Annotated in this window: 23 protein-coding genes; 13 read left to right on the top strand and 10 right to left on the bottom strand. The window is 63.5% G+C overall.

The genetic code is table 11. From position 1 onward, the window contains the following. The first annotated feature begins 231 nt into the window (after nucleotides 1–231). On the top strand, nucleotides 232–588 hold the full coding sequence (locus ADIAG_RS11780) for a GNAT family N-acetyltransferase (RefSeq protein WP_007271606.1): 357 nt from the start codon (nucleotides 232–234) through the stop codon (nucleotides 586–588). 18 nt (nucleotides 589–606) lie between these two features. On the opposite strand, the gene ADIAG_RS11785 is transcribed toward ADIAG_RS11780, so the two are convergent. Genes ADIAG_RS11785 through ADIAG_RS20285 form a run of 3 tightly spaced genes read right to left on the bottom strand, consistent with a single transcriptional unit; the run spans nucleotide 607 to nucleotide 2,393 of the window. Then, on the bottom strand, nucleotides 607–1,536 hold the full coding sequence (locus ADIAG_RS11785) for an SURF1 family cytochrome oxidase biogenesis protein (RefSeq protein ID WP_007271607.1): 930 nt from the start codon (nucleotides 1,534–1,536) through the stop codon (nucleotides 607–609). A gap of 15 nt (nucleotides 1,537–1,551) precedes the next feature. Continuing rightward, nucleotides 1,552–1,809: a hypothetical protein gene (locus ADIAG_RS11790; protein WP_007271608.1), complete on the bottom strand. Its 258-nt coding sequence runs from the start codon at nucleotides 1,807–1,809 to the stop codon at nucleotides 1,552–1,554. Further along, the gene (locus ADIAG_RS20285; RefSeq protein ID WP_007271609.1) at nucleotides 1,806–2,393 is read right to left on the bottom strand and encodes a DUF3099 domain-containing protein; all 588 of its coding nucleotides are present in this window, start codon (nucleotides 2,391–2,393) and stop codon (nucleotides 1,806–1,808) included. Before ADIAG_RS20285 ends, ADIAG_RS11790 begins: the two co-directional genes overlap by 4 nt. A 222-nt stretch (nucleotides 2,394–2,615) precedes the next feature. Between ADIAG_RS20285 and fabG the strand changes: the two genes are divergently transcribed. The 4 genes from fabG (at nucleotide 2,616) to ADIAG_RS11820 (ending at nucleotide 7,391) form a co-directional block, all read left to right on the top strand. Continuing rightward, nucleotides 2,616–3,335 carry a beta-ketoacyl-ACP reductase gene (fabG, locus tag ADIAG_RS11800; RefSeq protein ID WP_007271610.1) on the top strand — a complete coding sequence of 240 codons (720 nt, stop codon included), beginning with the start codon at nucleotides 2,616–2,618 and terminating at the stop codon, nucleotides 3,333–3,335. 501 nt (nucleotides 3,336–3,836) lie between these two features. Then, entirely contained in the window at nucleotides 3,837–4,301 is a 465-nt protein-coding gene (locus tag ADIAG_RS11810; protein ID WP_007271611.1) for a GatB/YqeY domain-containing protein, read from the top strand. 173 nt (nucleotides 4,302–4,474) lie between these two features. Beyond that, nucleotides 4,475–6,466: a hypothetical protein gene (locus ADIAG_RS11815; RefSeq protein ID WP_007271612.1), complete on the top strand. Its 1,992-nt coding sequence runs from the start codon at nucleotides 4,475–4,477 to the stop codon at nucleotides 6,464–6,466. Nucleotides 6,467–6,644: 178 nt separating this feature from the next. Beyond that, nucleotides 6,645–7,391: an SDR family oxidoreductase gene (locus tag ADIAG_RS11820; protein WP_007271613.1), complete on the top strand. Its 747-nt coding sequence runs from the start codon at nucleotides 6,645–6,647 to the stop codon at nucleotides 7,389–7,391. 216 nt (nucleotides 7,392–7,607) lie between these two features. Here the strand turns inward: ADIAG_RS11820 and ADIAG_RS11825 are convergent, their stop codons facing one another. Together ADIAG_RS11825 and serB are read right to left on the bottom strand one after the other, a co-directional pair. Continuing rightward, nucleotides 7,608–9,320, bottom strand: coding sequence for a VanW family protein (locus tag ADIAG_RS11825; protein ID WP_152426144.1), 1,713 nt, complete (start codon nucleotides 9,318–9,320; stop codon nucleotides 7,608–7,610). 144 nt (nucleotides 9,321–9,464) lie between these two features. Further along, the gene (gene serB, locus ADIAG_RS11830) at nucleotides 9,465–10,373 is read right to left on the bottom strand and encodes a phosphoserine phosphatase SerB (protein ID WP_007271615.1); all 909 of its coding nucleotides are present in this window, start codon (nucleotides 10,371–10,373) and stop codon (nucleotides 9,465–9,467) included. Between the two features lie 189 nt (nucleotides 10,374–10,562). Between serB and ADIAG_RS11835 the strand changes: the two genes are divergently transcribed. From ADIAG_RS11835 to ADIAG_RS11855, 4 genes are all read left to right on the top strand, one after another. Then, nucleotides 10,563–11,348, top strand: coding sequence for an ABC transporter ATP-binding protein (locus ADIAG_RS11835; protein WP_007271616.1), 786 nt, complete (start codon nucleotides 10,563–10,565; stop codon nucleotides 11,346–11,348). Between the two features lie 106 nt (nucleotides 11,349–11,454). Then, nucleotides 11,455–12,258 carry a sulfite exporter TauE/SafE family protein gene (locus ADIAG_RS11840; protein WP_007271617.1) on the top strand — a complete coding sequence of 268 codons (804 nt, stop codon included), beginning with the start codon at nucleotides 11,455–11,457 and terminating at the stop codon, nucleotides 12,256–12,258. A 310-nt stretch (nucleotides 12,259–12,568) separates the two neighbouring features. Continuing rightward, nucleotides 12,569–12,826: a type B 50S ribosomal protein L31 gene (locus tag ADIAG_RS11850; protein WP_007271618.1), complete on the top strand. Its 258-nt coding sequence runs from the start codon at nucleotides 12,569–12,571 to the stop codon at nucleotides 12,824–12,826. 123 nt (nucleotides 12,827–12,949) lie between these two features. After that, nucleotides 12,950–14,017: a lipoate--protein ligase family protein gene (locus ADIAG_RS11855; protein ID WP_007271619.1), complete on the top strand. Its 1,068-nt coding sequence runs from the start codon at nucleotides 12,950–12,952 to the stop codon at nucleotides 14,015–14,017. 124 nt (nucleotides 14,018–14,141) lie between these two features. Here the strand turns inward: ADIAG_RS11855 and mtnN are convergent, their stop codons facing one another. The 5 genes from mtnN to ADIAG_RS20290 form a co-directional block, all read right to left on the bottom strand. After that, nucleotides 14,142–14,912 carry a 5'-methylthioadenosine/S-adenosylhomocysteine nucleosidase gene (gene mtnN / locus ADIAG_RS11860; RefSeq protein ID WP_007271620.1) on the bottom strand — a complete coding sequence of 257 codons (771 nt, stop codon included), beginning with the start codon at nucleotides 14,910–14,912 and terminating at the stop codon, nucleotides 14,142–14,144. Beyond that, nucleotides 14,909–15,376: an S-ribosylhomocysteine lyase gene (locus ADIAG_RS11865; RefSeq protein WP_007271621.1), complete on the bottom strand. Its 468-nt coding sequence runs from the start codon at nucleotides 15,374–15,376 to the stop codon at nucleotides 14,909–14,911. Before ADIAG_RS11865 ends, mtnN begins: the two co-directional genes overlap by 4 nt. Nucleotides 15,377–15,608: 232 nt before the next feature. Further along, a complete protein-coding gene (locus tag ADIAG_RS11870) occupies nucleotides 15,609–16,982 on the bottom strand; it encodes an NAD-dependent succinate-semialdehyde dehydrogenase (RefSeq protein WP_007271622.1) in 1,374 nt (457 codons plus the stop codon). 96 nt (nucleotides 16,983–17,078) lie between these two features. Beyond that, nucleotides 17,079–17,798, bottom strand: coding sequence for a VOC family protein (locus ADIAG_RS11875; protein WP_007271623.1), 720 nt, complete (start codon nucleotides 17,796–17,798; stop codon nucleotides 17,079–17,081). Nucleotides 17,799–18,132: 334 nt separating this feature from the next. Then, on the bottom strand, nucleotides 18,133–18,324 hold the full coding sequence (locus ADIAG_RS20290) for a hypothetical protein (protein ID WP_007271624.1): 192 nt from the start codon (nucleotides 18,322–18,324) through the stop codon (nucleotides 18,133–18,135). A gap of 245 nt (nucleotides 18,325–18,569) precedes the next feature. Here ADIAG_RS20290 and ADIAG_RS11885 point away from each other — a divergent pair, with 245 nt between their 5' ends. The 4 genes from ADIAG_RS11885 to ADIAG_RS11900 all read left to right on the top strand — a co-directional run bounded on the left by ADIAG_RS11885 (nucleotide 18,570) and on the right by ADIAG_RS11900 (nucleotide 21,319). Further along, nucleotides 18,570–19,001, top strand: coding sequence for a VOC family protein (locus ADIAG_RS11885; RefSeq protein ID WP_007271625.1), 432 nt, complete (start codon nucleotides 18,570–18,572; stop codon nucleotides 18,999–19,001). A gap of 349 nt (nucleotides 19,002–19,350) precedes the next feature. After that, nucleotides 19,351–19,716, top strand: a complete 366-nt coding sequence (locus tag ADIAG_RS11890) for a GntR family transcriptional regulator (protein WP_007271627.1) — start codon at nucleotides 19,351–19,353, stop codon at nucleotides 19,714–19,716. Further along, entirely contained in the window at nucleotides 19,713–20,612 is a 900-nt protein-coding gene (locus ADIAG_RS11895) for an ABC transporter ATP-binding protein (RefSeq protein WP_007271628.1), read from the top strand. Before ADIAG_RS11890 ends, ADIAG_RS11895 begins: the two co-directional genes overlap by 4 nt. Next, nucleotides 20,609–21,319, top strand: coding sequence for a hypothetical protein (locus ADIAG_RS11900; RefSeq protein WP_007271629.1), 711 nt, complete (start codon nucleotides 20,609–20,611; stop codon nucleotides 21,317–21,319). The genes ADIAG_RS11895 and ADIAG_RS11900 overlap by 4 nt, the downstream gene beginning before the upstream one ends. Nucleotides 21,320–21,337 lie beyond the last annotated feature (18 nt).

Below are 21,337 nucleotides of genomic sequence, written 5' to 3' on the forward strand. Positions count from 1 at the left end.
TGTGGGGATCGATGCCACGAAAGATCTTGCACGTGGCTCCTGACCGGTATAGTTTTAGCGTACCGATCCCGTAGGCACCGGCTGGAACCTTGGCCACCCGCCAACCGGAGGGACCGCCCATGGTTGCCATCGAATGGTCCATCGGCCCCGCAGCAGACCCCGCCGAATGGGTCGCGGCCTCCGGGCTCTTCGACTACCCGGTGACCGCGCGGCGTCCGGGAGTTCTTGGACATGCCGGGTCACCTGCTGCTGCTGGCCACCATAGGGAGTGGACGGGCCGTCGGTTTCGTCTCCGGTGTGCTGATGCGCCACCCCGACAAGGACCCTGAAATGTTCCTCTTTGAGTTGGGCGTCGACGATGCCTACAGGCGCCGTGTAATTGCCGTCGCGTCGATCCGTGCGCTGGCACGCCAAGCCGTGGACTTGGGCCGTGCGGGCATGTGGACCGGGACCGGGAGCGGGAATGCTGCGGCACTGGCTGTCTACACGTCCCTGGGTGCCACGGTGGACACCGAATCGGTGTTCATCGAGTGGAACGACCTGGCCGAGGCCTTCGCCCCGGATGTGGCACCCCGAACGTCCTCTTAGGGTTCCTCGGCGCGACTCTTAGTGCGAGCCGGGCACTTCTGCGTCACGTTCGGCGGCCGCCTGGCGCTCGAGCTCGTCGAGGTAAGCGTCCTCGGTGGCTTCATCGGTGGGACTGCCATCGCGCCGCACCAGCTTCTTGGGCCGCTTGCGCATCCGGTGGGCCTGATGCAACACCGGTTCCTCGCCGCGCAATGCCGCCTCGGCCCGTTCCTCACGGTCCTCGCGGTTGATCCGCGACTGTTGTTTCGCCGCATAGCCGAAGCCGATGAAGGCCAGCACGCCGAAGGCAAACCACTGCAGGGAGTAGGACAGGTGCGGTCCTTCGTCTTCCTCGGGGCGCAGCATCTGCGCAGGTGCCTCGGCCGGTGCGGGCGTTTCCAGATACATCAGCCCGTAACTGCCAGTGGAGATGTCGTAGCCCAACTGCTGCTCATAGGTGGGCAGGTCGATGGAGGCCAACTGCCCTTCGGGAGCGCCGCGGTCCAGTGTTGGCTCGGAGGCCTTGAGTCGCACCTGTACCTCGACGGTTCCTTCCGGCGGTGCAGGGACGGAGTCGGGGCGTCCGGCCTCGTCGTTGCCGATGGGCAGGAAGCCCCTGTCGACGATGACCACGGAGCCGTCGGTCGTGCGGAAGGGAACCAACACCTCGTAGCCCGGACGGGAACCGGAAATGCGGTTGCGGACCACCACGTCATCCTCGGGCAGGTAGCTGCCGCGCAGCGTCACCGGGGTCCATTTGCCGTCAGCGGGCAATTGTTCAAAGAACGCATCTGCCGCTTGGAATTCGATCGGCTCTGCATCGTAGTTACGCTGCACATGGGAGATCTCGGTGAGGGCCGTATCGCGCCGGTCCATCTGCCATTGGCCCAGAAAGACGAAGGTGGTAGCAAACAGGCAGACCAGCAACAGCCAGCCGATCCAGCGGGAGCTGGCCAGGAATCGATACACGCTGTGTTGTTCTCCTTAGGAGGCTGTGCCGGGGGTCTGCTCTTCGAGGGGCTGTCGCTCCTTGAAGAGCAGACGCTCGGTGAGGTAGTTTTCAAGCCAATCCGCGTGTTCGGCGCAGGCCAGCCAAATCTTTCGGCGTTCCGGGGCGTGGATCTTGGGGTTGTTCCACAGTAATTGCACCGCCGCGTCGCTGCGGCAGCCCTTTCGTGAACAGCGTGGGGGACCGGCCGGACCCTGGGGGCCACTGCCGCCGAGCGAATCGAAGATACTCATGTTGTCCCACCGGAGTGGCGGTGCCCGGGGGTCGGTTGCGCCGGCGTTGGGGGTTCTTCCATGAAGGCGCCATCAATGGTGGTGGGGGCCTCGGAAGGGAAATCTTCGGGTGCGTTAGCAAAGGACGTGGGTGCTTCATGATCCTGCGGATCTAGCTCGGCTGCGTTGCCTTCGGAGATCGTTTCCCCATCCTCGTTCACGGTGAACACCTCATCGTCCGGGCGAGTGGTTCCCGCAGCGCCGGTTTGGGCACCACGGTCCGTGGTCGTGCCGGAGGCTAGCAGGCGTGGCTCGTCGCCATCATAAAACTCCGCTCGGGGCTCACGTTTGGTGAGGTCAGCACCGCCGTTGGCAATGACCACGGCAATGTAGGGAAGCACAATGGCAGCGGCCAAGAATGCCCACTGCAGCCATCCGTGGACGAAGAAGGCAGCAATAAAGCAGGCCAGTCGCACCGACATCGAGATGGTGTATTTCATCACGCGGGAGTGCTGCTCCACGGCATGAGACTCTTGGGCCTCGGTGATTCTATGCACCGTTGGGTCTTGGTCAGGATGATGCTGATTTGTATGTGGCTCGCTCATGGTTCTTCCGTCGATCCGTCACCCATCATTGTCTCACCGACCTGTGCCGGGGCACGAATCCGGTGCTAGCTCGTGCAGCAAACACTCAGACTGCCGTCCTGCCGTCCGAGAAGACGGCCAGCGCTGCCCGCCGCCCGCACGTCGCGGGCAGTGCCAGCCCTGCCCGCGGGCTAGAATCGATGTCGACCCCAACCACCCCCGAACGTCCCCCACGGAGGATCCATGTCCGAAATCACCACCGGCCGCAGTGTGCTGGTCACCGGCGGCAACCGCGGCATCGGCCTGGCTATTGCCAGGGCCTTTGAAGCCAACGGCGACCTGGTCGCCATCACTTACCGCAGCGGGGAAGTCCCAGAGGGTTTGCTGGGAGTAAAGGCCGATGTCACCGACACCGCCTCCATCGATAAGGCTTTCACCGAGGTGGAGGCCGCACATGGACCCGTAGAGGTACTCGTCGCCAATGCCGGGGTCACTCGCGACATGCTGTTGCTGCGCATGAACGAGGACGACTTCAGCTCGGTCATCGACACCAACCTCACCGGTGCCTTCCGGGTGATCAAGCGCGCCTCCAAGGGCATGATCAAGAAGCGCAAGGGGCGTGTGGTGCTGATCTCCTCGGTTGTAGGCCTCTACGGCTCCCCGGGACAAATCAACTATGCCGCGTCCAAGGCCGGTCTGGTGGGCATGGCCCGCTCGTTGACCCGTGAATTGGGTTCGCGCGGGATCACCGCCAACGTCGTGGCTCCGGGGTTCATCAACACCGATATGACTGCGGCACTGCCCGAAGCCACCCAGAAGGACTACCTCTCCACTATCCCGGCAAAACGTTTTGCCGAGCCTGAAGAAGTAGCCAACGTCGTGCGCTGGATCGCCAGCGACGAAGCTGCCTACATCTCCGGCGCAGTCATTCCTGTTGACGGCGGTCTGGGTATGGGGCACTAAGCAGTCCTCACGTACTGGTTCACTCCCCGACGGGGGAGTGCCAGCACCAGGCGGTGGCCACCGTGATGAAAGCGGAAGCCACCGCCGTGTTCATTGGGCCCAGCACCGTAGGCATACAGTGCGGTCAGCTGCCCCGGGACTGCAGGCAGCACAAGCAGACGGAGATTCCACGGTGCCGGACCGTGTTCGACCGTCTGTTGAAATCCGTAGACAAAATACATATCTAGATCAATTTTCGACTTAGTCGCTTCCGTCCCGGGTTGCGCCAGGAGATCACCCCTCCGCACAAAAAGAGCCCCGACAAACGGGGCGAAGCCGCACAGCACCGAGTGCCACAAATCGGGGGACCGGGGGCTCTGGCGGGCAGCATTCCGGGTACGCGCTCTCTTCCAAATGTCGAGGTCGTCGCTGCAACCCAATAAACTGTTCTTGATACCGGCAAGTCGACGGGTGCAGCCGCACCTCGTAGCGGCCGGGCTACAACGGGAAGAAGACGCCATCATGGAAACCCTCAAGGATCGCCTCCGCGCAGACATGACTGCCCACCTCAAGGCCGGCAACAAAGTGGAGCTCACCACCGTGCGCAACCTGCTCGGCGAGATTAACACCCGCGAGAAGGGTGGCAAGACCCCGGTCGAGATGGATGACTCAGCAGTGATTTCGCTGTTGCAGAAGGAAGCCGCACGTCGTCGCGAAACCGCCGTTACCTACAAGGAAGCCGGCCAGGAGGATCGGGCTGCCGCCGAGGAGCAAGAAGCGGCTATCATCGAGGCCTACCTGCCCGCGGCGCTGAGCGAGGACGAGGCCAAAGCCATCGTCAGCGAGGCAGTAGCCACCCTTCGCGCCGACGGCTCCGAACTGGGCATGCGCCAGATGGGAGCGGTCATGAAGCTGGTCACCGAAAAAGTGGCCGGCCGCTACGATGGCAAGTCAGTGAGCAACATGGTGAAGGCCGAACTAGCCTGATTCTAAGGCTCTGGAGATAGTCCCATGCCCGGTGGCGGCATCTCCGAAAGGAGTGGCCGCCACCGGGTGTGGCACTGACGCTGGCCGTGGAGCGCGTGCGGCAGTGCCACGAGTAGTGAAACGCCCATGCGGAAATGCACCGGGCACAAGACGCGAGACGATGTGGGAGCTGGATGACTGGCTGGGCCGGAACAAACTGGCAATTCTTTGACGACGAGGACACCCAAACCCGGATCGGGGTTACCTTCGGCCTGGGACTACTCGACGAAGAGGTCGCCGCCACCGGCACCTTGTCACTGGTGTTATCCGCCCTACGCACCGAGTTGTCTCGCCCCGTCGAGTTGGGGCCCGGCCGCACCGGGTTCCCCGAGGTCATCGTCGAGCTGGGGACCGACACCGCTACGCTCCTGGTCCGCGGTGCCTCCCAGACTGCCGCAGCCGCCTGGCGCCGACTACCCAATCTCTTTGCCGGGTGGATCGTCACCGAACAGACTTCTCCGATTCGCCCGGAACACCCGGTCTGGCCCGCCGATCTGGTCCGTCGCACCGGCAGGAATGCTGCAGCCCTTGCCAGCGTGCAGGTCAGTGCAGCCGACGCACGAAATCGTGCCAGAGCCTTGTTGCCGCGGCTCGACCCGGGCGCAGGCAAGATCCGGTCTACATTTTTTACCACCGATGAGTCTCTCATTGGTGTCGGTTTTCGGGTCATCGAGAGCGCCCCGGGCCCGGTCCCCTCGAGCTGCTGGGCCGACGGCACCGAGAAGCTCTTGAATGGCCCGGGCCTCGGTGGCACAGGACCCGATTCCCCAGAGAAACCTGCAATCGGCAACGGGCGCGGAACCCTGCCTGCAGGCGAGGACTCGGTGTTGATCTCCACACTGGTTCCCCGCTCGGCCGCCGGCCTGGCCGCCGCTGAACTGCTGCGCACACAGCTGGCCGCGTGCGCAGCCAACGCGGGCCACGACCCGGAAGCCATCGGCATCGGGATGGTGGGCATCGGTGCCCAATTCTGCGTGTTCCTACTCTCCGAGACGGCACCGGGGACGGCCCGGCGGCGGGTGCTCCTGGAATTCGGGCGCAGCATGTCCATGGTCCCGGATTCCTGGGTGGACGATGCGGTGCAGGAAACCGCGGAGGGGATCTCCCCGAGGCTGGCCCGCGAACGCAGGAGTCTGGGACTCGACGACGACCAGGGGGCCGACGCGGCCCAGGTGCGCCAGGCGCTGATCGAAGCGACACACTGCCTGCATTTGTCCCTGGACCCCATCGAGAACCCAAGCGCTGTGACGAAGTCGTCCACGAAGGGCGCTGAGCGCATCTTCAGGCCGCTGGCTGGCGGCACCCCTCCCATGGACCGATCCACGACGTTGGCCCTCGCAGAGGATTCTGTGGCCCTGCGAACACGCTCGGGTGGCCACGGCGGAGGGACAATAAACGAGACGCTCATCAAGAGGGACAAGGCACTGGCTGTCTTGGTGGACCCGGCGGGGACGCTGGCGATCATCGATGACGACCAACAGGTGCTCTCGTTCCATCCGCTGCTGTTCAGGCGCAGCCGGCTGCTGCGGCAGCGCCTCGATACGCAATTGCATGGACTGCCGCACCTGGAAAACAACAACGATGCAGACCCCGCGGGCGTTTCTCGCCGCCGACGACGCGCCACGCGCCGGCCCCTGTGGCTGCTGGCCGGGGCGACGGTCGTGATCGGGTACCTGGTCGTCAGCAGTGTGCTATCGAACAGCGACGAACCGCAGGTGACCGAGCGGATCACCATCGGGCAGACGGCGCAACTGGGCAACGGAACCACGATCACCGCCACGGGGTTCGAGAAACAGCCGAAGGCTCCGGAGGATCTTGAATCACAGGTCGCAGTGCATGTACGATTCTGCGCCGGCGGGGATACCAGCTCCGGTGATTTTCGACCGGAAACCCAACGCAGCGTCTCGCCCACCGATTTCGGCATGTTCAACGAGCAGTCTGCCGCAGCACGGCTCATCGACAGCGACGAGCAACTACGCCGCGACACCCTGGCACAGGGCCAATGCGCCGTCGGGGATCTGGTTTTCAAGGGCGTCGGGCTCGCCGTGCCACGGCTCAGCTACACGAACTCCTTGGGCGACGACGTTATCTGGTACAGCACCGGACAGGTGCCCTCGGCACCGTGATCAGTCGCCCGCGCCACGCCGCGCTCGACTAGACTCATTTGGAGGATTCCTACAAGGACCTTGACCGGGGCAAGCTGGCAGGATTGAAGGCAGCGTCCGGCTTCTTGTACGGACTCCCCAACGCCGGTGCGCCGGCAAGGGACCAAAATTTTCACGCAGTGATGCACAAGGAGAGTAAATGACCGACCTCACGGGCAAGTCAGCAATTGTCACCGGATCTTCCCGGGGCATTGGTGCCGAAGTAGCCAAGAATCTAGCCGCACAGGGTGCCGGCGTAGTCATCAACTACCGCCAGAAGGCCCCGCGGGCCAACAAGATTGTTGCCGGCATCACCGAGGCCGGCGGCCGCGCAGTAGCCGTAGGCTCCGACCTGACCACCCCGGAGGGCCCGACCGCATTGGTTGATGCGGCCATCGAGAACTTCGGCTCGCTCGACGTGCTGGTGCTCAACGCCTCGGGCGGCATGGAATCGGGCCTCGGCGAGGACTACGCGCTGCGCCTGAACCGTGACGCGCAGGTCTCCATGCTCGAGGCCGCCACCGCAAAGATGTCCCCTGGCTCCCGCGTCGTCTTCGTCACCAGCCACCAGGCGCATTTCATCGACCAGGTTGAAACCATGGATGCCTACGAGCCGGTGGCCCGTTCCAAGCGCGCCGGTGAGCTGGCGCTGCGTGAGTTCATCCCGGCACTCGAGGCCAAGGGCATCGGCTTCGTGGTCGTATCCGGTGACATGATCGAGGGGACCATCACCGCGACGCTGCTGGACCGTGCCGAGCCCGGTGCCATCGAGGCACGCCGCGCCGCCGCAGGCAAGCTCTACTCCGTGGTGGAGTTCGGGGCCGAAGTGGCCGCGATGGTCACCGCCGATGTTCCCACCGGGCACACCGAATACGTGGGCGGGGCAGGGGACTTCCTGAAGAAGTAGGTTCCTGCTTTCCGGGTCGACATCCGGCAGGCTGACGACCGTGCATATGTTCCTCCCGATTGCGGAGGTGCGGATGCGCGGTCGTTGTTTTTGGCCGGAACCTTGCTGTGCGGCCGAAGACATCCTCCAGAGCACCCTGGTGACAGACGAAGAATGCGTTCCCACCCCGTCGAGGGGTGAGAACGCATTCTTGGTGGTGCTGTGTTAGGGAGCGGTTCAGGGCTTCTTGCCGCAGATGACCTTGTTCCATGGCTGGTAGGTCCAGGACTTGGTCTCCGCCGGCAGCGTCTTGTCCGCAGCTGTACGCGTGCGGGTGACATCGATGGAGAAGCCCTTCTTGCCTCCGCGTTCAGCCACGCAGCCGTCGGCCGGGTTGTAAGTGGTCTTCGGGTCGGTCAAGTTGTACTTGCCCGAGGACTTGGAACCGACCTTCCAGTACTCGGTGCTCCACAGGCGGGTATGGACCTCGCCGCCGCCGACCCAAGCCTCGATCATGACGGCATAGGGGGTGTTGTTCTTCCACGCCATGTCGATCTGGCCCTCCCAGAGGGTTGCCTCGCGGCCGGCCGGGTAGCGTTCGAACCAGCGGCTGTGCGGCTTGTGGGTGATGTCGTCGTAGCCGGCCAGGAAGCCTGCGTTGTACATCTGTGTGGAGATCTGCGACAAGCCGCCGCCGACGGCCGAGGAGGAGAAACCGTTGACGACCACGCCGGAGTCGTAATACCCGTTTGCGACGGTGATCGGGCCCAAGGCCTTCTCCAGCGAGAAGGTCTCGCCGGGCATCACGATCACGCCGTTGAGCCGCTTGGATCCGGCGAGGAGGTTCTTAGTGCGCACAGTGTCGGACGCGGGATAGGGGGAGGAGAAGTGCACAATTGATTCCTTCACGCCCAGCTTCTTGGCCTCCTCCGTGGTCAACTCGGGGGCCGTGGTGGCCAACTTCACCGTAGCGGTGCGGTCTTTGTCTTGGGAGGCGGCCAGCACCAGGGCGTCAAGCCCCTTCTCATCGATGGATTCACCGTTTTGCGAGGGAATGATCTTCGGCTTCCCGCCGGAGAGCACGATCTTCGCTTCCTTGGCAGTCGACTTGAAACCGTCGGCCCCGGCGCTTGCAGCCTCCGCCAGCTTCTTTGAATCCAGGCTCATGGACACCGCGTCGTCGGCGATCTTGAATGTTGCGGCGGACGCCAGTTGCTTGGGGCTCAAGCTAGCGCTGGATTTTCCGTCTGTCAGTTTGATCGGGTCAGCTACCAGCGGCTTGGCCGTCTCTTCCAAGGCCTTTTCCAGCGTGGCGGAAGACGTCTTGGGCTCCGTGAGGGTTGCCGGCAGCTCCAGTGGTTCCGCGGAGTCGAACCAGGAGTCGGTCACTGTGTCCACCGCCCCATCGATGTCCAAGGCGACGCCGGTGACGGGCTTGGTCAGCACGGGCTTCGCTCCGTCGAAGGCTAGCGTGCCCTCGGTAGTCTTTGTTGCGACCTTCGGGGCGAGCCCTTCCAGAGTGGCACGCAGTTTGGTCTCGTCCACGCTGAGCGAAGGTTCGATGTGAAGCTGCCCGGTGAGCTTTTGATAAAGGTTCACCGGGTTCAGGTCAAAACCGGTCAGTCCCTCCAAGGTCTGCTCGAGGTCCAGGCCCAGTCCGGCGTCCGCCGGCTTCAGCACCTCGTCCTTGCCGCCGACCGAGACCGCGATGTCCTTGGCTGCCTCGGGGGAGAGGTCTCGCTCGAGTTGGGTCCGTGCCTCATCGCTGGAGAGAGCTCCCACATTGATCCCGTGCACCGTGGTGTTCGCGGGGATCTGGGAGCCGAGATAGGCTGCGGCGCCGGCATAGAGACCGGCTGCCACCACCACGGTGGCACCGGTGATGATCCAACCGCGACGGGATTTGCGTTCCGGACCACGCTTGCGGCGGCCCACTTCTTCATTGTGCAAAACGACTAGTTCTCTTCCAACGGGTCACGGCGGCGAACCGTGGCATGGGTGGCGGCTTACCTGCCCGATGGGACCGGCCGCCTTCTGCATCATACCGGCGGTCTCCAAACGAAGGAGTAAATAACCGCCGGTCGTATCAAATCGTTATGAGATCCCCACCAGATCCGCAATGATGTCCAAGCGTGGCAGGTCAATGCGTGCATCTGCAGCATCGCGCAGCAGCGGTTTGGCGTTGAACGCAACCCCTAGGCCCGCAGCTTCCACCATGTCCAGGTCGTTGGCCCCGTCACCGGCGGCAACGGTGTGGCCGATTTCCACGCCTAGTTCCTTAGCCCAAGAGCGCAGCATCTCTTCCTTGTAAGCCCGATCGACCACCGTGCCGCTGACGGTTCCGCTCAGCTGCCCGTCGACGATGACCAGGTCGTTGGCGCGGGCAAAATCCAGCCCCAGGTCGGCGGCCAAGGGATCCAGGACTTGGGCGAAGCCACCGGAAACCACCGCGACATGGTGCCCGGCATTCTTGAAGGAGGCGATGAGTTCGGCCGCGCCGTCGGAAAGTTCCAGGCGTGCGCGCACCTCATTGATCACGGTGGCGTCGAGTCCCGCCAGCGTTGCCACCCGGGCGTGCAGCGACTGGGCAAAATCTAGCTCCCCGCGCATGGCCAACTCCGTCACGGCGGCAACTTCGGCTTCCTTCCCCGCATGGGCTGCCAGCAGTTCAATGACTTCTTGCTTAATAAGTGTGGAATCCACATCCATCACCAGCAACAGCTTCTTGGCATGCACCAGCTCCGCAGGAACTACGGCGATCGCGGTCCCGCGCAACTCGGGGTCCTCGGAACGGGCCAGCTGTCCATCGAGCGGGTTGACCAGGGCACGGAGCTGGCGGACGGAACCAACCACTTCCCAGCGTGCGCCTGTGCGTCCGATGCCGGTGAACGGCTCCTCGGAGAGCACCTCGTGGCCTGCCGCGGCCAGAGTGCGGCGCAGGCCCACAGGTTCGCTGAAGGAGGGGGAAGCGGAGTAGAAGACGATGAACGCGGTGGAATGCATTCCCATATTCTCCCGTGGCATGGGGCAACGGCCCAAAACGGGGTGGGGATTGTTGCGCCGTTGTGGCGTGGCCGGAGCGTCCCCTGAGCTTCGGTGCGCGGCATCCACCGGTGAAAGGCGCACTTTTCCCGCACCTGCACACCGTGCCGGGTTGGGCCAAAGGCGGGTCACTGGCCTAGTGTTTTACCCATGAATGAAGTGTTGGGCTTGGCCGACGTCTCCGTGGTGCGCGGACGCAAAGATTTACTGACCGATATCAACTGGCAGGTCAAGGAGGGCGAACGGTGGGTCGTGTTGGGACCTAACGGCGCAGGAAAGACCACATTGCTGCAGATCGCCGGTGCGCGCATGCACCCCACGCGCGGGCTTGCCGGGGTCTTGGGTGAGGTGCTTGGTGCGGTGGATGTCTTTGAGTTGCGCCCGCGCATCGGCTTGTCCTCGGCGTCACTGGCCAACCACATTCCCGAGCAGGAGAACGTCCTGAACGTCGTGCTGACTGCCTCTTATGGGATGACGGGTCGTTGGCGTGAGGCGTACGAGAAGCTGGACGAGCGCCGCGCCTTCACGCTGCTGCACGACTGGGGGATGTCGACCATGATCAATCGTCCCTTCTCCACCCTGTCGGAAGGCGAACGCAAGCGGGTACAGATCGCCCGTGCCTTGATGACCGACCCTGAACTATTGCTGCTTGATGAGCCCGGCGCCGGACTCGACCTGGCAGGGCGCGAGGACCTGGTAGCTCGGCTCAGCGAATTGGCTGCCGACGAGGAATCCCCGGCCATGGTGTTGGTCACCCACCACCTCGAAGAGATTCCCCCGGGATTCACCCACGTGCTGCTGATGCGCGAAGGCGGCATTGTTGCCGCCGGCCCCATCGAAGACACGCTCACCGAGGAAAATCTCTCTGAGACATTCAACATGCCGTTGAGCCTGCGGGCAGAGGGCGGCCGCTTCAGCGCGGTGGCCAAGCGCTAAGCACCTCATCTTGGGGTCGACGGTACGTGTCGCCGGCCCATGCTCCCGCGCCACCACCGTGCGGCGCGGGACACCTTGAACCAACAACCCAGGAGCGGTAGCCGGCGTGGACTTGTGGCGCGATATCATCATCTTTTTCGCGGGACTCTGGGCCGGAACCATCAACACCATCGTCGGATCCGGCTCACTGGTCACCTTCCCGGTGCTGGTGGCTCTGGGCTTCGCACCGGTCAACGCGGTGGTCTCCAACGCCATGGGCTTGATCGCCGGAGGCTTCTCCGGCGCCTGGGGTTACCGTCGGGAGGCCGCCACCGTCTGGCGGACGATGCTCAAGTTGGTTCCGGTGTCGCTGGTCGGCGGTCTGATCGGCGCCTACCTGCTGCTGCACCTGCCCGACACCGTCTTCGGCTACGTCGCCCCGGTGCTCATCGTGCTCGCGCTGCTGCTGGTGATCTTCCAACCTCGGCTCTCCGCCTGGGCCAAGAAGCGTCAGGCAGCCAGCGTTGGAGTCAACCCCGCCGAGGCCGACAAGGCGCAGATTGGCGTCGGACTCTACGTCATGGTGTTCTTCATCGGGATCTACGGCGGCTACTTCACCGCGGCCCAAGGGATCTTGCTCATGGCGGTATTCGGGATATTCCTGCACGCCTCCTTGCAGCAGTCCAATGCGATCAAGGTGATTCTGTCACTGGTGGTGAACATGGTCGCGGCAATCTCTTACCTGATCTTCGCTCCCGAGCGCATCCACTGGCCTGTGGTGCTGATGATCGCCGTCGGTTCACTGATCGGTGGGTTTATCGGGGCCAAGGTCGGACGAAAGCTTTCTCCGGGCTGGCTGCGCACCGTCATTGTGGTGCTGGGGATGGTGGCCCTGGTGAACATGGTCGCTAAGCTCTTCGTCGGATCCTGATGTCCCCGGCGGACCGTGCGGGTGAACCGGGCGGGGCATGAACAGGTGGCCGCGCGCGGCTTGATTCTGCTGCGTCCGGGCGTTGATTCGCTGAATGTGGCATCGCCATCGGCCTTCGCCTTTTCGGGAAGATTCTCCGCGTTGCCGAGCTCTTCCGGAAGCCGGCGCGGGCCGAAGGTCAAGCCATGTGGCAAATTGTGGATTCCTTGGTCGGTTCCGCTACACTGGAACGTCGGCTTCGTGATCCCACAAGCCGGTTTGGCACATTTGGTTGCTGGCAAAATCCAGTGACGTGAACAAAGGTTTTTCCATGAAGGCTGATATCCACCCGAAGTACAACACGATGGTGTTCAACGACCTCGCCTCCGGCGAAAAGTTCTTGACCCGTTCGACCGCCACGAGCAAGAAGACGATCGAATGGGAAGACGGTAACACCTACCCGGTCATCGACGTCGAAATTTCGGCTGCCTCGCACCCGTTCTACACGGGCAAGCAGCGCATCATGGACTCGGCTGGCCGTGTCGAGCGCTTCAACGCACGCTTCAAGGGCTTCGGCGGCAAGAAGTAGTCCTTCGCCCCACCCTTTTGCACACGGGATCCTCCTTGACGGGAGGGTCCCGTGTTGCGTTAACGGCCCGCTGCGGTGTTTTGTGCAAAACACCGCACCAGGCCGGTGACTAGGATGGAGTACATGAATCACGGCTATACACATCATGGTGAATACAAGGTTGTCGGCGGCAAATTGGTGGTCGTCGACCTATCGGTGGCCGACGGGGTGATCGCCATCGCGTCACTGAACGGGGACTTCTTCCTGGAGCCCGACGAAGCGCTGTTTGACCTGAACGAGGCGCTAGTCGGCCTGCCGGAGAACGTCGAGCATGCGGTGGTGCGTGATGCAGTGCTCAACGGGCTGCGTGAAGGTGCGGTGATGTTCGGTTTCGATGCCGATGCGGTGGCCCGCACCGTCCGCCGGGCCCTGGGTCACGCGACCGCTTGGGCCGACCACCGCTGGGAAGTCATCGCCCCGGTGACCATGCCCATCATCGAGAACGTGGCCCTTGACGAAGTCTTCGCACGCCAGGTTGCCTCCGGGGAACGCGGCCCGAGCCTGCGCATCTGGGACTGGAACGACTCCGGGGTGGTAATCGGCTCCTTCCAGTCGGTCCGCAATGAGGTCGACACGCAGGCCGCTGCCGAACATGGCATCCAGGTCATCAGGCGGATCAGCGGGGGAGGCGCGATGTTCATGGAGGCTGGAAACTGCATCACCTACTCGCTCTACCTGCCCACCTCGCTGGTCGATGGGATGAGCTTCGCGGACTCCTACCCGTTCTTGGACGCCTGGGTCATGGAGGCGCTGGCCTGCATCGGGGTCAAGGCACATTACAAGCCGTTGAACGACATTGCCACCGACGCCGGAAAGATTGGCGGGGCAGCACAAAAGCGTCTGGCCGGCGGCGTCGTGCTGCACCACGTGACCATGAGCTACGACATCGACGCGGAGAAGATGCTGAAGGTGCTGCGCATCGGCCGCGAGAAGATCTCCGACAAGGGCATCGCCTCCGCCGTCAAGCGCGTGGATCCGCTCAAGAGCCAGGCGCACCTGGCCAGGAATGAAATCATCGACGCCATGATTGACACCTTCACCCGGCGCTACAGCGCCACCGTCGGCGGGATCGACGAGGCAACACGGCAGGCCACCCGCGAGCTGGTTGACTCGAAGTTCGCCACCGAGACCTGGACCGCGCGCGTCCCTTAGCCGCGCAGGCTCCCGGACAGCTGGGCCTTTCTCCGGTAGAAAACAACTAGGGCCCGTTCCTTATAAAACAAGGAACGGGCCCTGGCGTTAGGCCCAGCGGGGCCGGGGTTACTGGGGGCGTGGATCAGGCGAAGGCCAACTCGGTGTCCCCGCGCAGTAATCCTGCATCCTGCCACGAGGCCAGAACCGCGCAGGTGATCGCGGCGGAGCGTTCGGCGGCGTCATCGACGTGGGTGAGGAAGTCGGCATCGGAGGCCGGTCCGCAAAGGTCGGAGATCCCCCTGATGGCCAGGAACGGGGCGCCGAATGACGTGCAGGTCTGGGCGATCGCCGAAGATTCCATGTCGGTGGCCAGGGCACCGGCGAACTGCTCCTTGATCACGGCGGAGCGTTCGTGGCCAACAAAGGAATAGCTGGAGACCATCAGTCCGTGGTGCACGGTTTCCACGGTGCCGTGGCCCGGGGTACCGATGTTGCTGGCATCCAGCAGCACTTCGGGCACCAAGGAGGCCTCGGGCATGCCCGGGACCTGTCCGAGCTCGTAGCCGAAGGCCCGCGCATCGGCATCGGCATTGATGTTCTGCGTACCGATGACCACGTCACCCACCCGCACCAAATCGCCCAGCCCGCCGGCACTGCCGGCGCTAATGACCAGGGGAGCCGGAGCCTCGGGGGCTTCGTACTGTGCCCGCAGCAGTGCCGCCGTGGCCGCGGCGGAGGCGTTGACCAGACCGATTCCGCCCCTCACGAACAATGTATTGAGCCCGCCCAGGGTGCCGGTGCGCTGGACCGAGTTGCCCACCGCCACTTCCTCACCCACCTCGCTGGCTCGCTGCAGGAAGGGAAGGGTTTCTTCTTCCATGGCCGTGATGATCACGACGTCGATCGGGCTCACGCGGTGACCTGTTCCCAGGCTTCGCGCTGGGCCAGGAAGGCCCGGGCAGCGTCCTGTGCCCCGGCAAGTGAATGGTTTGCGCCCCAACCGCACTGGATCTCGTTCGCGGCCGGTACCTCGGTGGCCTTGAGCACGTCGGTGAGTGTCGCTTCGATCAATGCCGCGGTCGCGGTGACATCCGGCTCGCCCTCCAAGATCAGGTAGTAGCCGGTCTGGCAGCCCATGGGAGAGAAATCGATCACGGAGTCCGAGTGATTGCGGGAGGATTCGGCGAAGAGGTGCTCCAGGGAGTGGATCACATCCATCTCAAGGTGCGCCACGTTTGGCTGGGTGAAACGCACGTCATATTTGGTAATCACGTCCCCCTGCGAGAGCTGTTTGCGGTCCGCGACGCGCACGTAGGGTGCGGCAACCGTGCGGTGATCGAGGTTGAAGGACTCAACGTTCATGCGTTCAGTGGTCATGGTTGTGCTTTCCTGCCGGGGTTTAGTCGCCGGGCCAGCTCGGGCGCGGTTAGTGCAGCTCCCATTCTATCCGGCGGGCGCTGGGAGGCGCTGCTCGGCTCCCAGCGCCCGGTTGGTGGAAGCGTTCCTCGAAACGGAGGTCACGGTCCGCGGGCCCGGTTTCGGGAGTTCCGAAACCGGGCCCGCGGTGGTATCTCCGGGAATCTCTGGGAAGAGCGGGCTCAGGGCCAGGTTATCCGCGGAAGGTGACCAGTTTGCGGTTGACGAACTCTTCCATGCCGTACTTGCCCAGTTCGCGGCCAACCCCGGAGCGCTTCACGCCGCCGAAAGGTAGCTCGGCGGCCGACCCGCTGGTCTGGTTGATCGAGACCATTCCTACCTCAAGCTGCCGGGCAATGGCGTGTGCCCGGTCCATGTCCTCGGTCTGGATGGAGGCGCCCAGCCCGTAGGCGGAGCTGTTGGCCAGCTCCACGGCTTGTGCATCGCCGGAGACCTTATAGAGCACGGCCACGGGTCCGAAGAGCTCCTCGGCGTAGGCCCGCATGTCCTCGGTGACATCGGCCAGCACGGTGGGAGCGAAGAACGATCCGTCGCCTTCCAGCGCTGATCCGCCGGCGAGTACCGTGGCACCCTTATCGATGGCGTCGGCGACCTGGGCGGCCAGCCCATCGCGGGCCGCGACGGAGGACAGCGGGCCCAGGAAGGTATCCGGGTGTGCTGGGTCCCCGACCTTGATGCCGGCGACCGCACCGGTGAAATTCTCCACGAACTCGTCGTAGACCGATTCATCGACGATGATGCGCTTGGCGGCATTGCAGGCCTGCCCGGTATTGCCGAAGCGCCCGAACATCGCCTGCTTGGCGGCGCGCTTGATGTTGGCGTCGGCCAAGACCAGGAATGGATCCGAGCCGCCCAGTTCCAGCACGACCTTCTTCAGGTTCCGCCCGGCGATCTCGGCCACGGCCGAGCCTGCGCGTTCGGAGCCCGTGAGCGAGACGCCCTGGATGCGGGGATCGGCGATCACGCCGGCGATCTGCTCGTTGGTGGCGAACACGTTGACATAGGCACCGTCCGGGGCCCCGGCGTCGATGAAGAGCTGCTCCATGGCCAGCGCGGATTCGGGGCACTGCGGGGCATGCTTGAGCATGATGGTGTTGCCGTTCATCAGGTTTGGCGCGGCAAAGCGGGCGACCTGGTAGTACGGGAAGTTCCACGGCATGATGCCCAGCAGTACACCCACGCCCTCCTTGCGGATCACCGCGGTACCGCCGGCAGCGACCTCCAGTTCCTCGTCCTGCAGGAACTTGGCGCCGTTGGCCGCGTAGTAGCGGTAGATCGAGGCGGTGATATCGATTTCCTTGCCGGACTGGAAGATCGGCTTGCCCATTTCGCGGGTGATGATCGCGGCGAGCTCGTCGCGGCGTTCTTCGTAGAGGTCCGCGACGCGGTTCAGCAGAGTCGCGCGTTCGGAGATCTCCGAGCTGTTCCAGGTGCCGAAGGCAGCATGGGTGCGGTCCAGGGCGGTCTGGATGTTGGCATCTGTGGCCGTGGGGTAGCTGGCCTCGACGATGCCGGTGGTGGGGTTGGTGACTGCATAAACACTCATGGGCACTCCTTGAAACGGCAGAACATGGATACCTTCCACCGTATGCCACGTGTGTGACCGATCACCAACCGGCCCCCTGCTGGTGGCGAGCCCAAGCTAGTTTGACGGCAGCACACAGAATTCGTTGCCGGAGGGATCTTGGTAGACCCTCCAAGGAAGCTCTCCCCAGTTCGGGTGCAATTCCTGCCCGCCGCGTGCACCAATTTCGGAGGCCACCGCGTCGGGATCGTCGTCTGCTTCCAAGCGCACATCAAGGTGCATCCTGTTCTTCGGTCCCGATTTGGCTGCGGGTTCTTGGGACACTGAGAGCAGCGGTCCGCGCAGCGTGGGGTGGCGAAGGGTTTGTGGGTGAAGCGCCATGGCGTTCCATCCCGTCAGCCAGGCCCAGAATTCTGTATCCCGGTCCGGATCGGCGCTCTCCAACCGAAGGGAGGCGATGGGCCCGGTGTTCAGGTAGGCGGAGCCGTTTTTCAGCACAGAGAACGTGTTGGATTCCGGATCTTCCAGATCGACGCGGGAGGCATCTCCCTGCCTGGTTCCGGTACCCGTGCCGATGGCTCCCAGTCCCAGCGCCGCGGCAACCATCGAGTTTGTTTCCGCACCGCCGAGTACGTCTAAATGCAGCCTGCCTGGATCCTTGGGTGCCTCGGGAACTGGTTGGAAGCACAGATCCAGAGCCGGTCCGCCGGGCACCGTGAGACGGGTTTCGAACCCTTCTGCTGAGTCGGTGAGCTGCTCGCAGCCCAGTAGATCCTGCCAAAACAGTCCAACGAGTCGCGGGTTTACGGCGTCGAATACGATGTTCTCCAAATACATGGGGCCAAGACTACGCCCGGGTGGATCGGATGTTTAGGCATCCGGCACCCTGGCCGGAGCCGATGCCGGGCCCGTATCCGGGTGGGGGGAAGCACTGGGTCAAGAGCGCAGAAGGCGCACGTGCACGGCGCCTTCGCCTTGTTGCGACTCAGCGACGCGGTAGCCGCCCTCGGCCCAGTTGCCGGTGAACAGCCCTTCACCAGCGCCCAGCGGCACCGGGGCAAATGCCTAGTGCAGCTGGTCGATCAGGCCCGCGGCCACCGCCCAGACGGGCATGGTGGGTGAGGACGAAATCGTCATGCCCGTAGGGCGGGGATTCGCCCTACCAGCCGCGCTAGAAACGGGACTCGTTGTCGGCGTCCCAGGGTCCGCCGATCGGCCCGAAAAGGTTCGTTCCCCTGACGATCAGGCCGATGCCCGCGTCACCGGCCCGCAGCCACGCACCTACTGTCCCGGTACTCCCTCCTGCTTCGCCAATGCACTCGCGCCAAGAGACGGTGGGGAAGGCCCACCCGTACAGCTCCATCCCACGCACTCCGAACGGTTGACCGATGCCCTAGTCGATGCCTGCGCCGTAGCCGTCGATCGAGACGCTGAAATTGTGAACCCTGCCCCGTGCCATGGTTGCCTCGCCTTCTTCCGTGTGCCGGAGGGTTGTCACCGCGATGGCGCAGGCGCGTTATGAAGCCCGGAATACGTTCAGCCGGTGCGCGCGGCATTCTCCGGCGGCTTCCCTTGTGCCGGGAGGGTCCTGCGGAATAACGTGTGGACATGGACCTACGCCTGCAAATCACCGTTGACAGCGTCAATCCCCACGAGCAGGCCGTATGGTGGGCCGAAACCCTGGGCTGGACGGTAGAGCCTAGCGACCCGGATTTCATCCAGCAGATGATCGACGAGGGTCATGCCACAGAGGACGAAACACTGATCTTTGACGGGCAGCTGGCATGGAAGGCTGGGGCCGGAATCTGTCCGCTGGACCAGCTGGGAAAAGTACCGCGACAACGGATGCTTTTTCAGCTGGTGCCCGAGTCCAAAACCGTCAAGAACAGGATGCACCTCGACCTCCATCTGGGTGACCGAGAAGGTACGCGCGCTCAGTTGTTGGAGCGCGGGGCAACGTTCCTGCACGAGGAATCCCAGGGCCCCTTTGCTTGGTACACGCTGGCTGACCCTGAGGGTAACGAGTTCTGCATTTCCTGATCCGGCACCGGCACTGCGCCGAATCGCTGCCGGTGGCGGGGGATTATCGCGGTCGGCTTCGAGACGGCCTGGTGCTTGTTGCGCCGCTGCTCAGAACATGCCCAGTCACGGTCCGCGGGCATGCGCCCGCCCCGTTTGCGCTGCCATGGAGATAGCCCAGGATGAATTCCTGGGGCACTGTTTGACCGGGTGAGGGAAGGGTAGCTGGCAATAAGGGCCACGTGGGAGAGCTGTTTTGTTAGTTTTCACGGACCGCTGGACGGCTTTGCGAGTTTGCGCCTGAAAGATTCCTCAAAACTTTTTCCCTGCCCACGGGTCCATTAGTCCACTAATGGACTATGGTTGAGTCATGTTCACCGACGATCGACCGATTTTCCAGCAACTTGCCGACCTACTGGCCGACGACATTGCCGCGGGCGTCTATCCCGAGGGGGCGGCGATCCCTTCGGCCACCGACCTCGGCGTTTTCTTTCGCTTAAATCCGGCCACCGTCAGCAGGGGAGTCAATCTCCTGGTGGATAGGGGCGTGCTCTTCAAAAAGCGTGGAGTGGGCATCTTTGTTGCCCCCCAAGCGACGAACGAGTTGCGGCGCCGCAGACACGACGGTTTCGAAGCGAACTACATCGAACCGATGCTGCACGAGGCAGCTCTGCTGGGTATTGATCCGGCAACCATCTGCCAGATAATTTCCAACCGAGTAAAGGACAAATCATGAGCAACGCGATCGAACTACGGGACGTCACCCGGAAATTCGGCCGGGTCTCCGCAGCGGATTCCATGGACTTCCATGTTCCCGCCGGCTCGATCACCGGCCTGCTGGGCCGCAACGGTGCCGGAAAAACCACGGCCATGGCCATGATCTCCGGTCAGGACCGACCCAGTAGTGGAAGCGTCGAGGTGCTGGGCGGGAACCCCTTCGAGAACTCGGAGATCCTGCGGAACATCACCTTTGTGCGCGATAACCAGCGCTATCCGGACGGCTACAAGCTGCACCACGTACTGCGGATCGCCCCGGATTTCGCGCCGAACTGGAGTACGGAAGTCGCCGAAGAGCTCGTGGAACGGCTGCATATCCCGTCACGGGTGCAGATCACCAAGTTTTCCCGCGGCCAGGTCTCTTCGGTGGCCATCGTGCTGGGCCTGGCATCCCGAGCTGCTGTGACCCTTCTCGATGAGCCTTACCTCGGGCTGGATGTCACGGCCCGGGCCACCTTCCACGAGATGCTACTGCGCGACTTCGCCGAACATCCGCGCACGGTGCTGCTCTCCACGCACCTGATTGAAGAGTCCGAGCGGATGCTGGATCGGGTGGTGATCGTGGACCGCGGCAGGACGGTGGTCGAATGCGACGCCGAGGAAGCACGGAAGCTAGCCTTCACCGTGAGCGGTGTGCCCGATGCCGTGGACGGGTTTAGCGCCGGTTACCGGGTGCTGCGCAGCCAGGGCGTTGGCGGGTTGAAATCCGTAACGGTGTCCGGAACATTGGACGGATCCGCCGGGGAGAAGGCTGCACGACACAATGTGCGCCTGGCCCCGGTGTCGCTACAGGACCTCGTAGCGGCCCACGGGGAAGCAGAAACCACCGAGCAGAGCATGGGAGCCATGTCATGAATCCGATCATTGCGGCAGCCAAGCTGCACCTGAACAAACGCGAGTTCACCATACTGGTGCCGCTGTACTGCACGGCGCTTGCCGCGGTACTCTCAGCGCTGATTTCGTTCTTGTTCCTCCGTGCCGGCAGCGTTCCGGGGTCCGATGCCTGGGTGGATTCCTCCCGGGCGAACCCGGCCATGCTCTGGGCGTTGGCCGGCTATCTGGGCTACTTGGGTGTGCAGTCCGTAGCGACTACCTTCCCGTTTGCGCTGACCCTGGGAGCGACTCGCAAGTCGTTCACCGCCGGGACGCTGCTCTGGATGCTGCTGATGTCCGCGTACCTGACGGCGGTCATGGCAGTGCTGGCCTTCATCGAGGTCAAGACCGATCACTGGTTCTCCGGCTTCTACATCTTTGATGTGAACCTACTCGGTGCCGGGGACCTAGGCAGGCTGATTCCCACGGTCTTTCTGGCCACGTTAACGCTACTGTCTGCCGGCGGGGTCTTTGCCGCGGCCTGGGTCAGGTACGGTTCACTCGGACCGGCGGTGCTAGCTTCGGCGATCGGCATCGTGCTGATCATTGCGGCGATCATCTTGGTCCCGAGTGCCGCCGAGATCTTCGCCGGGTTCCGCCAGTGGTGGTTGGCTGTCGCCGCTGTGGCGGTCATCGCGATGTCCTTGGTGGGCACTTGGCTGCACCTACGCCCGGCAATCGTGCGCTGAGCACTGAACCCGAACACG

This window comes from Paeniglutamicibacter gangotriensis Lz1y, from assembly GCF_000348945.1.
Classification (GTDB): domain Bacteria; phylum Actinomycetota; class Actinomycetes; order Actinomycetales; family Micrococcaceae; genus Paeniglutamicibacter; species Paeniglutamicibacter gangotriensis.

Coding starts and splice junctions, on each gene's coding strand:
- ADIAG_RS11890 (WP_007271627.1), top strand. CDS start 19,351: ATGTTCACCGACGATCGACCGATTTTCCAGCAACTTGCCGACCTACTG.
- fabG (WP_007271610.1), top strand. CDS start 2,616: ATGTCCGAAATCACCACCGGCCGCAGTGTGCTGGTCACCGGCGGCAAC.
- ADIAG_RS11815 (WP_007271612.1), top strand. CDS start 4,475: ATGACTGGCTGGGCCGGAACAAACTGGCAATTCTTTGACGACGAGGAC.
- ADIAG_RS11790 (WP_007271608.1), bottom strand. CDS start 1,809: ATGAGTATCTTCGATTCGCTCGGCGGCAGTGGCCCCCAGGGTCCGGCC.
- ADIAG_RS11895 (WP_007271628.1), top strand. CDS start 19,713: ATGAGCAACGCGATCGAACTACGGGACGTCACCCGGAAATTCGGCCGG.
- ADIAG_RS20290 (WP_007271624.1), bottom strand. CDS start 18,324: ATGGAGCTGTACGGGTGGGCCTTCCCCACCGTCTCTTGGCGCGAGTGC.
- ADIAG_RS11850 (WP_007271618.1), top strand. CDS start 12,569: ATGAAGGCTGATATCCACCCGAAGTACAACACGATGGTGTTCAACGAC.
- ADIAG_RS11900 (WP_007271629.1), top strand. CDS start 20,609: ATGAATCCGATCATTGCGGCAGCCAAGCTGCACCTGAACAAACGCGAG.
- serB (WP_007271615.1), bottom strand. CDS start 10,373: ATGCATTCCACCGCGTTCATCGTCTTCTACTCCGCTTCCCCCTCCTTC.
- ADIAG_RS11885 (WP_007271625.1), top strand. CDS start 18,570: ATGGACCTACGCCTGCAAATCACCGTTGACAGCGTCAATCCCCACGAG.
- ADIAG_RS11855 (WP_007271619.1), top strand. CDS start 12,950: ATGAATCACGGCTATACACATCATGGTGAATACAAGGTTGTCGGCGGC.
- ADIAG_RS11835 (WP_007271616.1), top strand. CDS start 10,563: ATGAATGAAGTGTTGGGCTTGGCCGACGTCTCCGTGGTGCGCGGACGC.
- ADIAG_RS20285 (WP_007271609.1), bottom strand. CDS start 2,393: ATGAGCGAGCCACATACAAATCAGCATCATCCTGACCAAGACCCAACG.
- ADIAG_RS11810 (WP_007271611.1), top strand. CDS start 3,837: ATGGAAACCCTCAAGGATCGCCTCCGCGCAGACATGACTGCCCACCTC.
- ADIAG_RS11820 (WP_007271613.1), top strand. CDS start 6,645: ATGACCGACCTCACGGGCAAGTCAGCAATTGTCACCGGATCTTCCCGG.
- ADIAG_RS11870 (WP_007271622.1), bottom strand. CDS start 16,982: ATGAGTGTTTATGCAGTCACCAACCCCACCACCGGCATCGTCGAGGCC.
- ADIAG_RS11865 (WP_007271621.1), bottom strand. CDS start 15,376: ATGACCACTGAACGCATGAACGTTGAGTCCTTCAACCTCGATCACCGC.
- ADIAG_RS11780 (WP_007271606.1), top strand. CDS start 232: ATGCCGGGTCACCTGCTGCTGCTGGCCACCATAGGGAGTGGACGGGCC.
- ADIAG_RS11875 (WP_007271623.1), bottom strand. CDS start 17,798: ATGTATTTGGAGAACATCGTATTCGACGCCGTAAACCCGCGACTCGTT.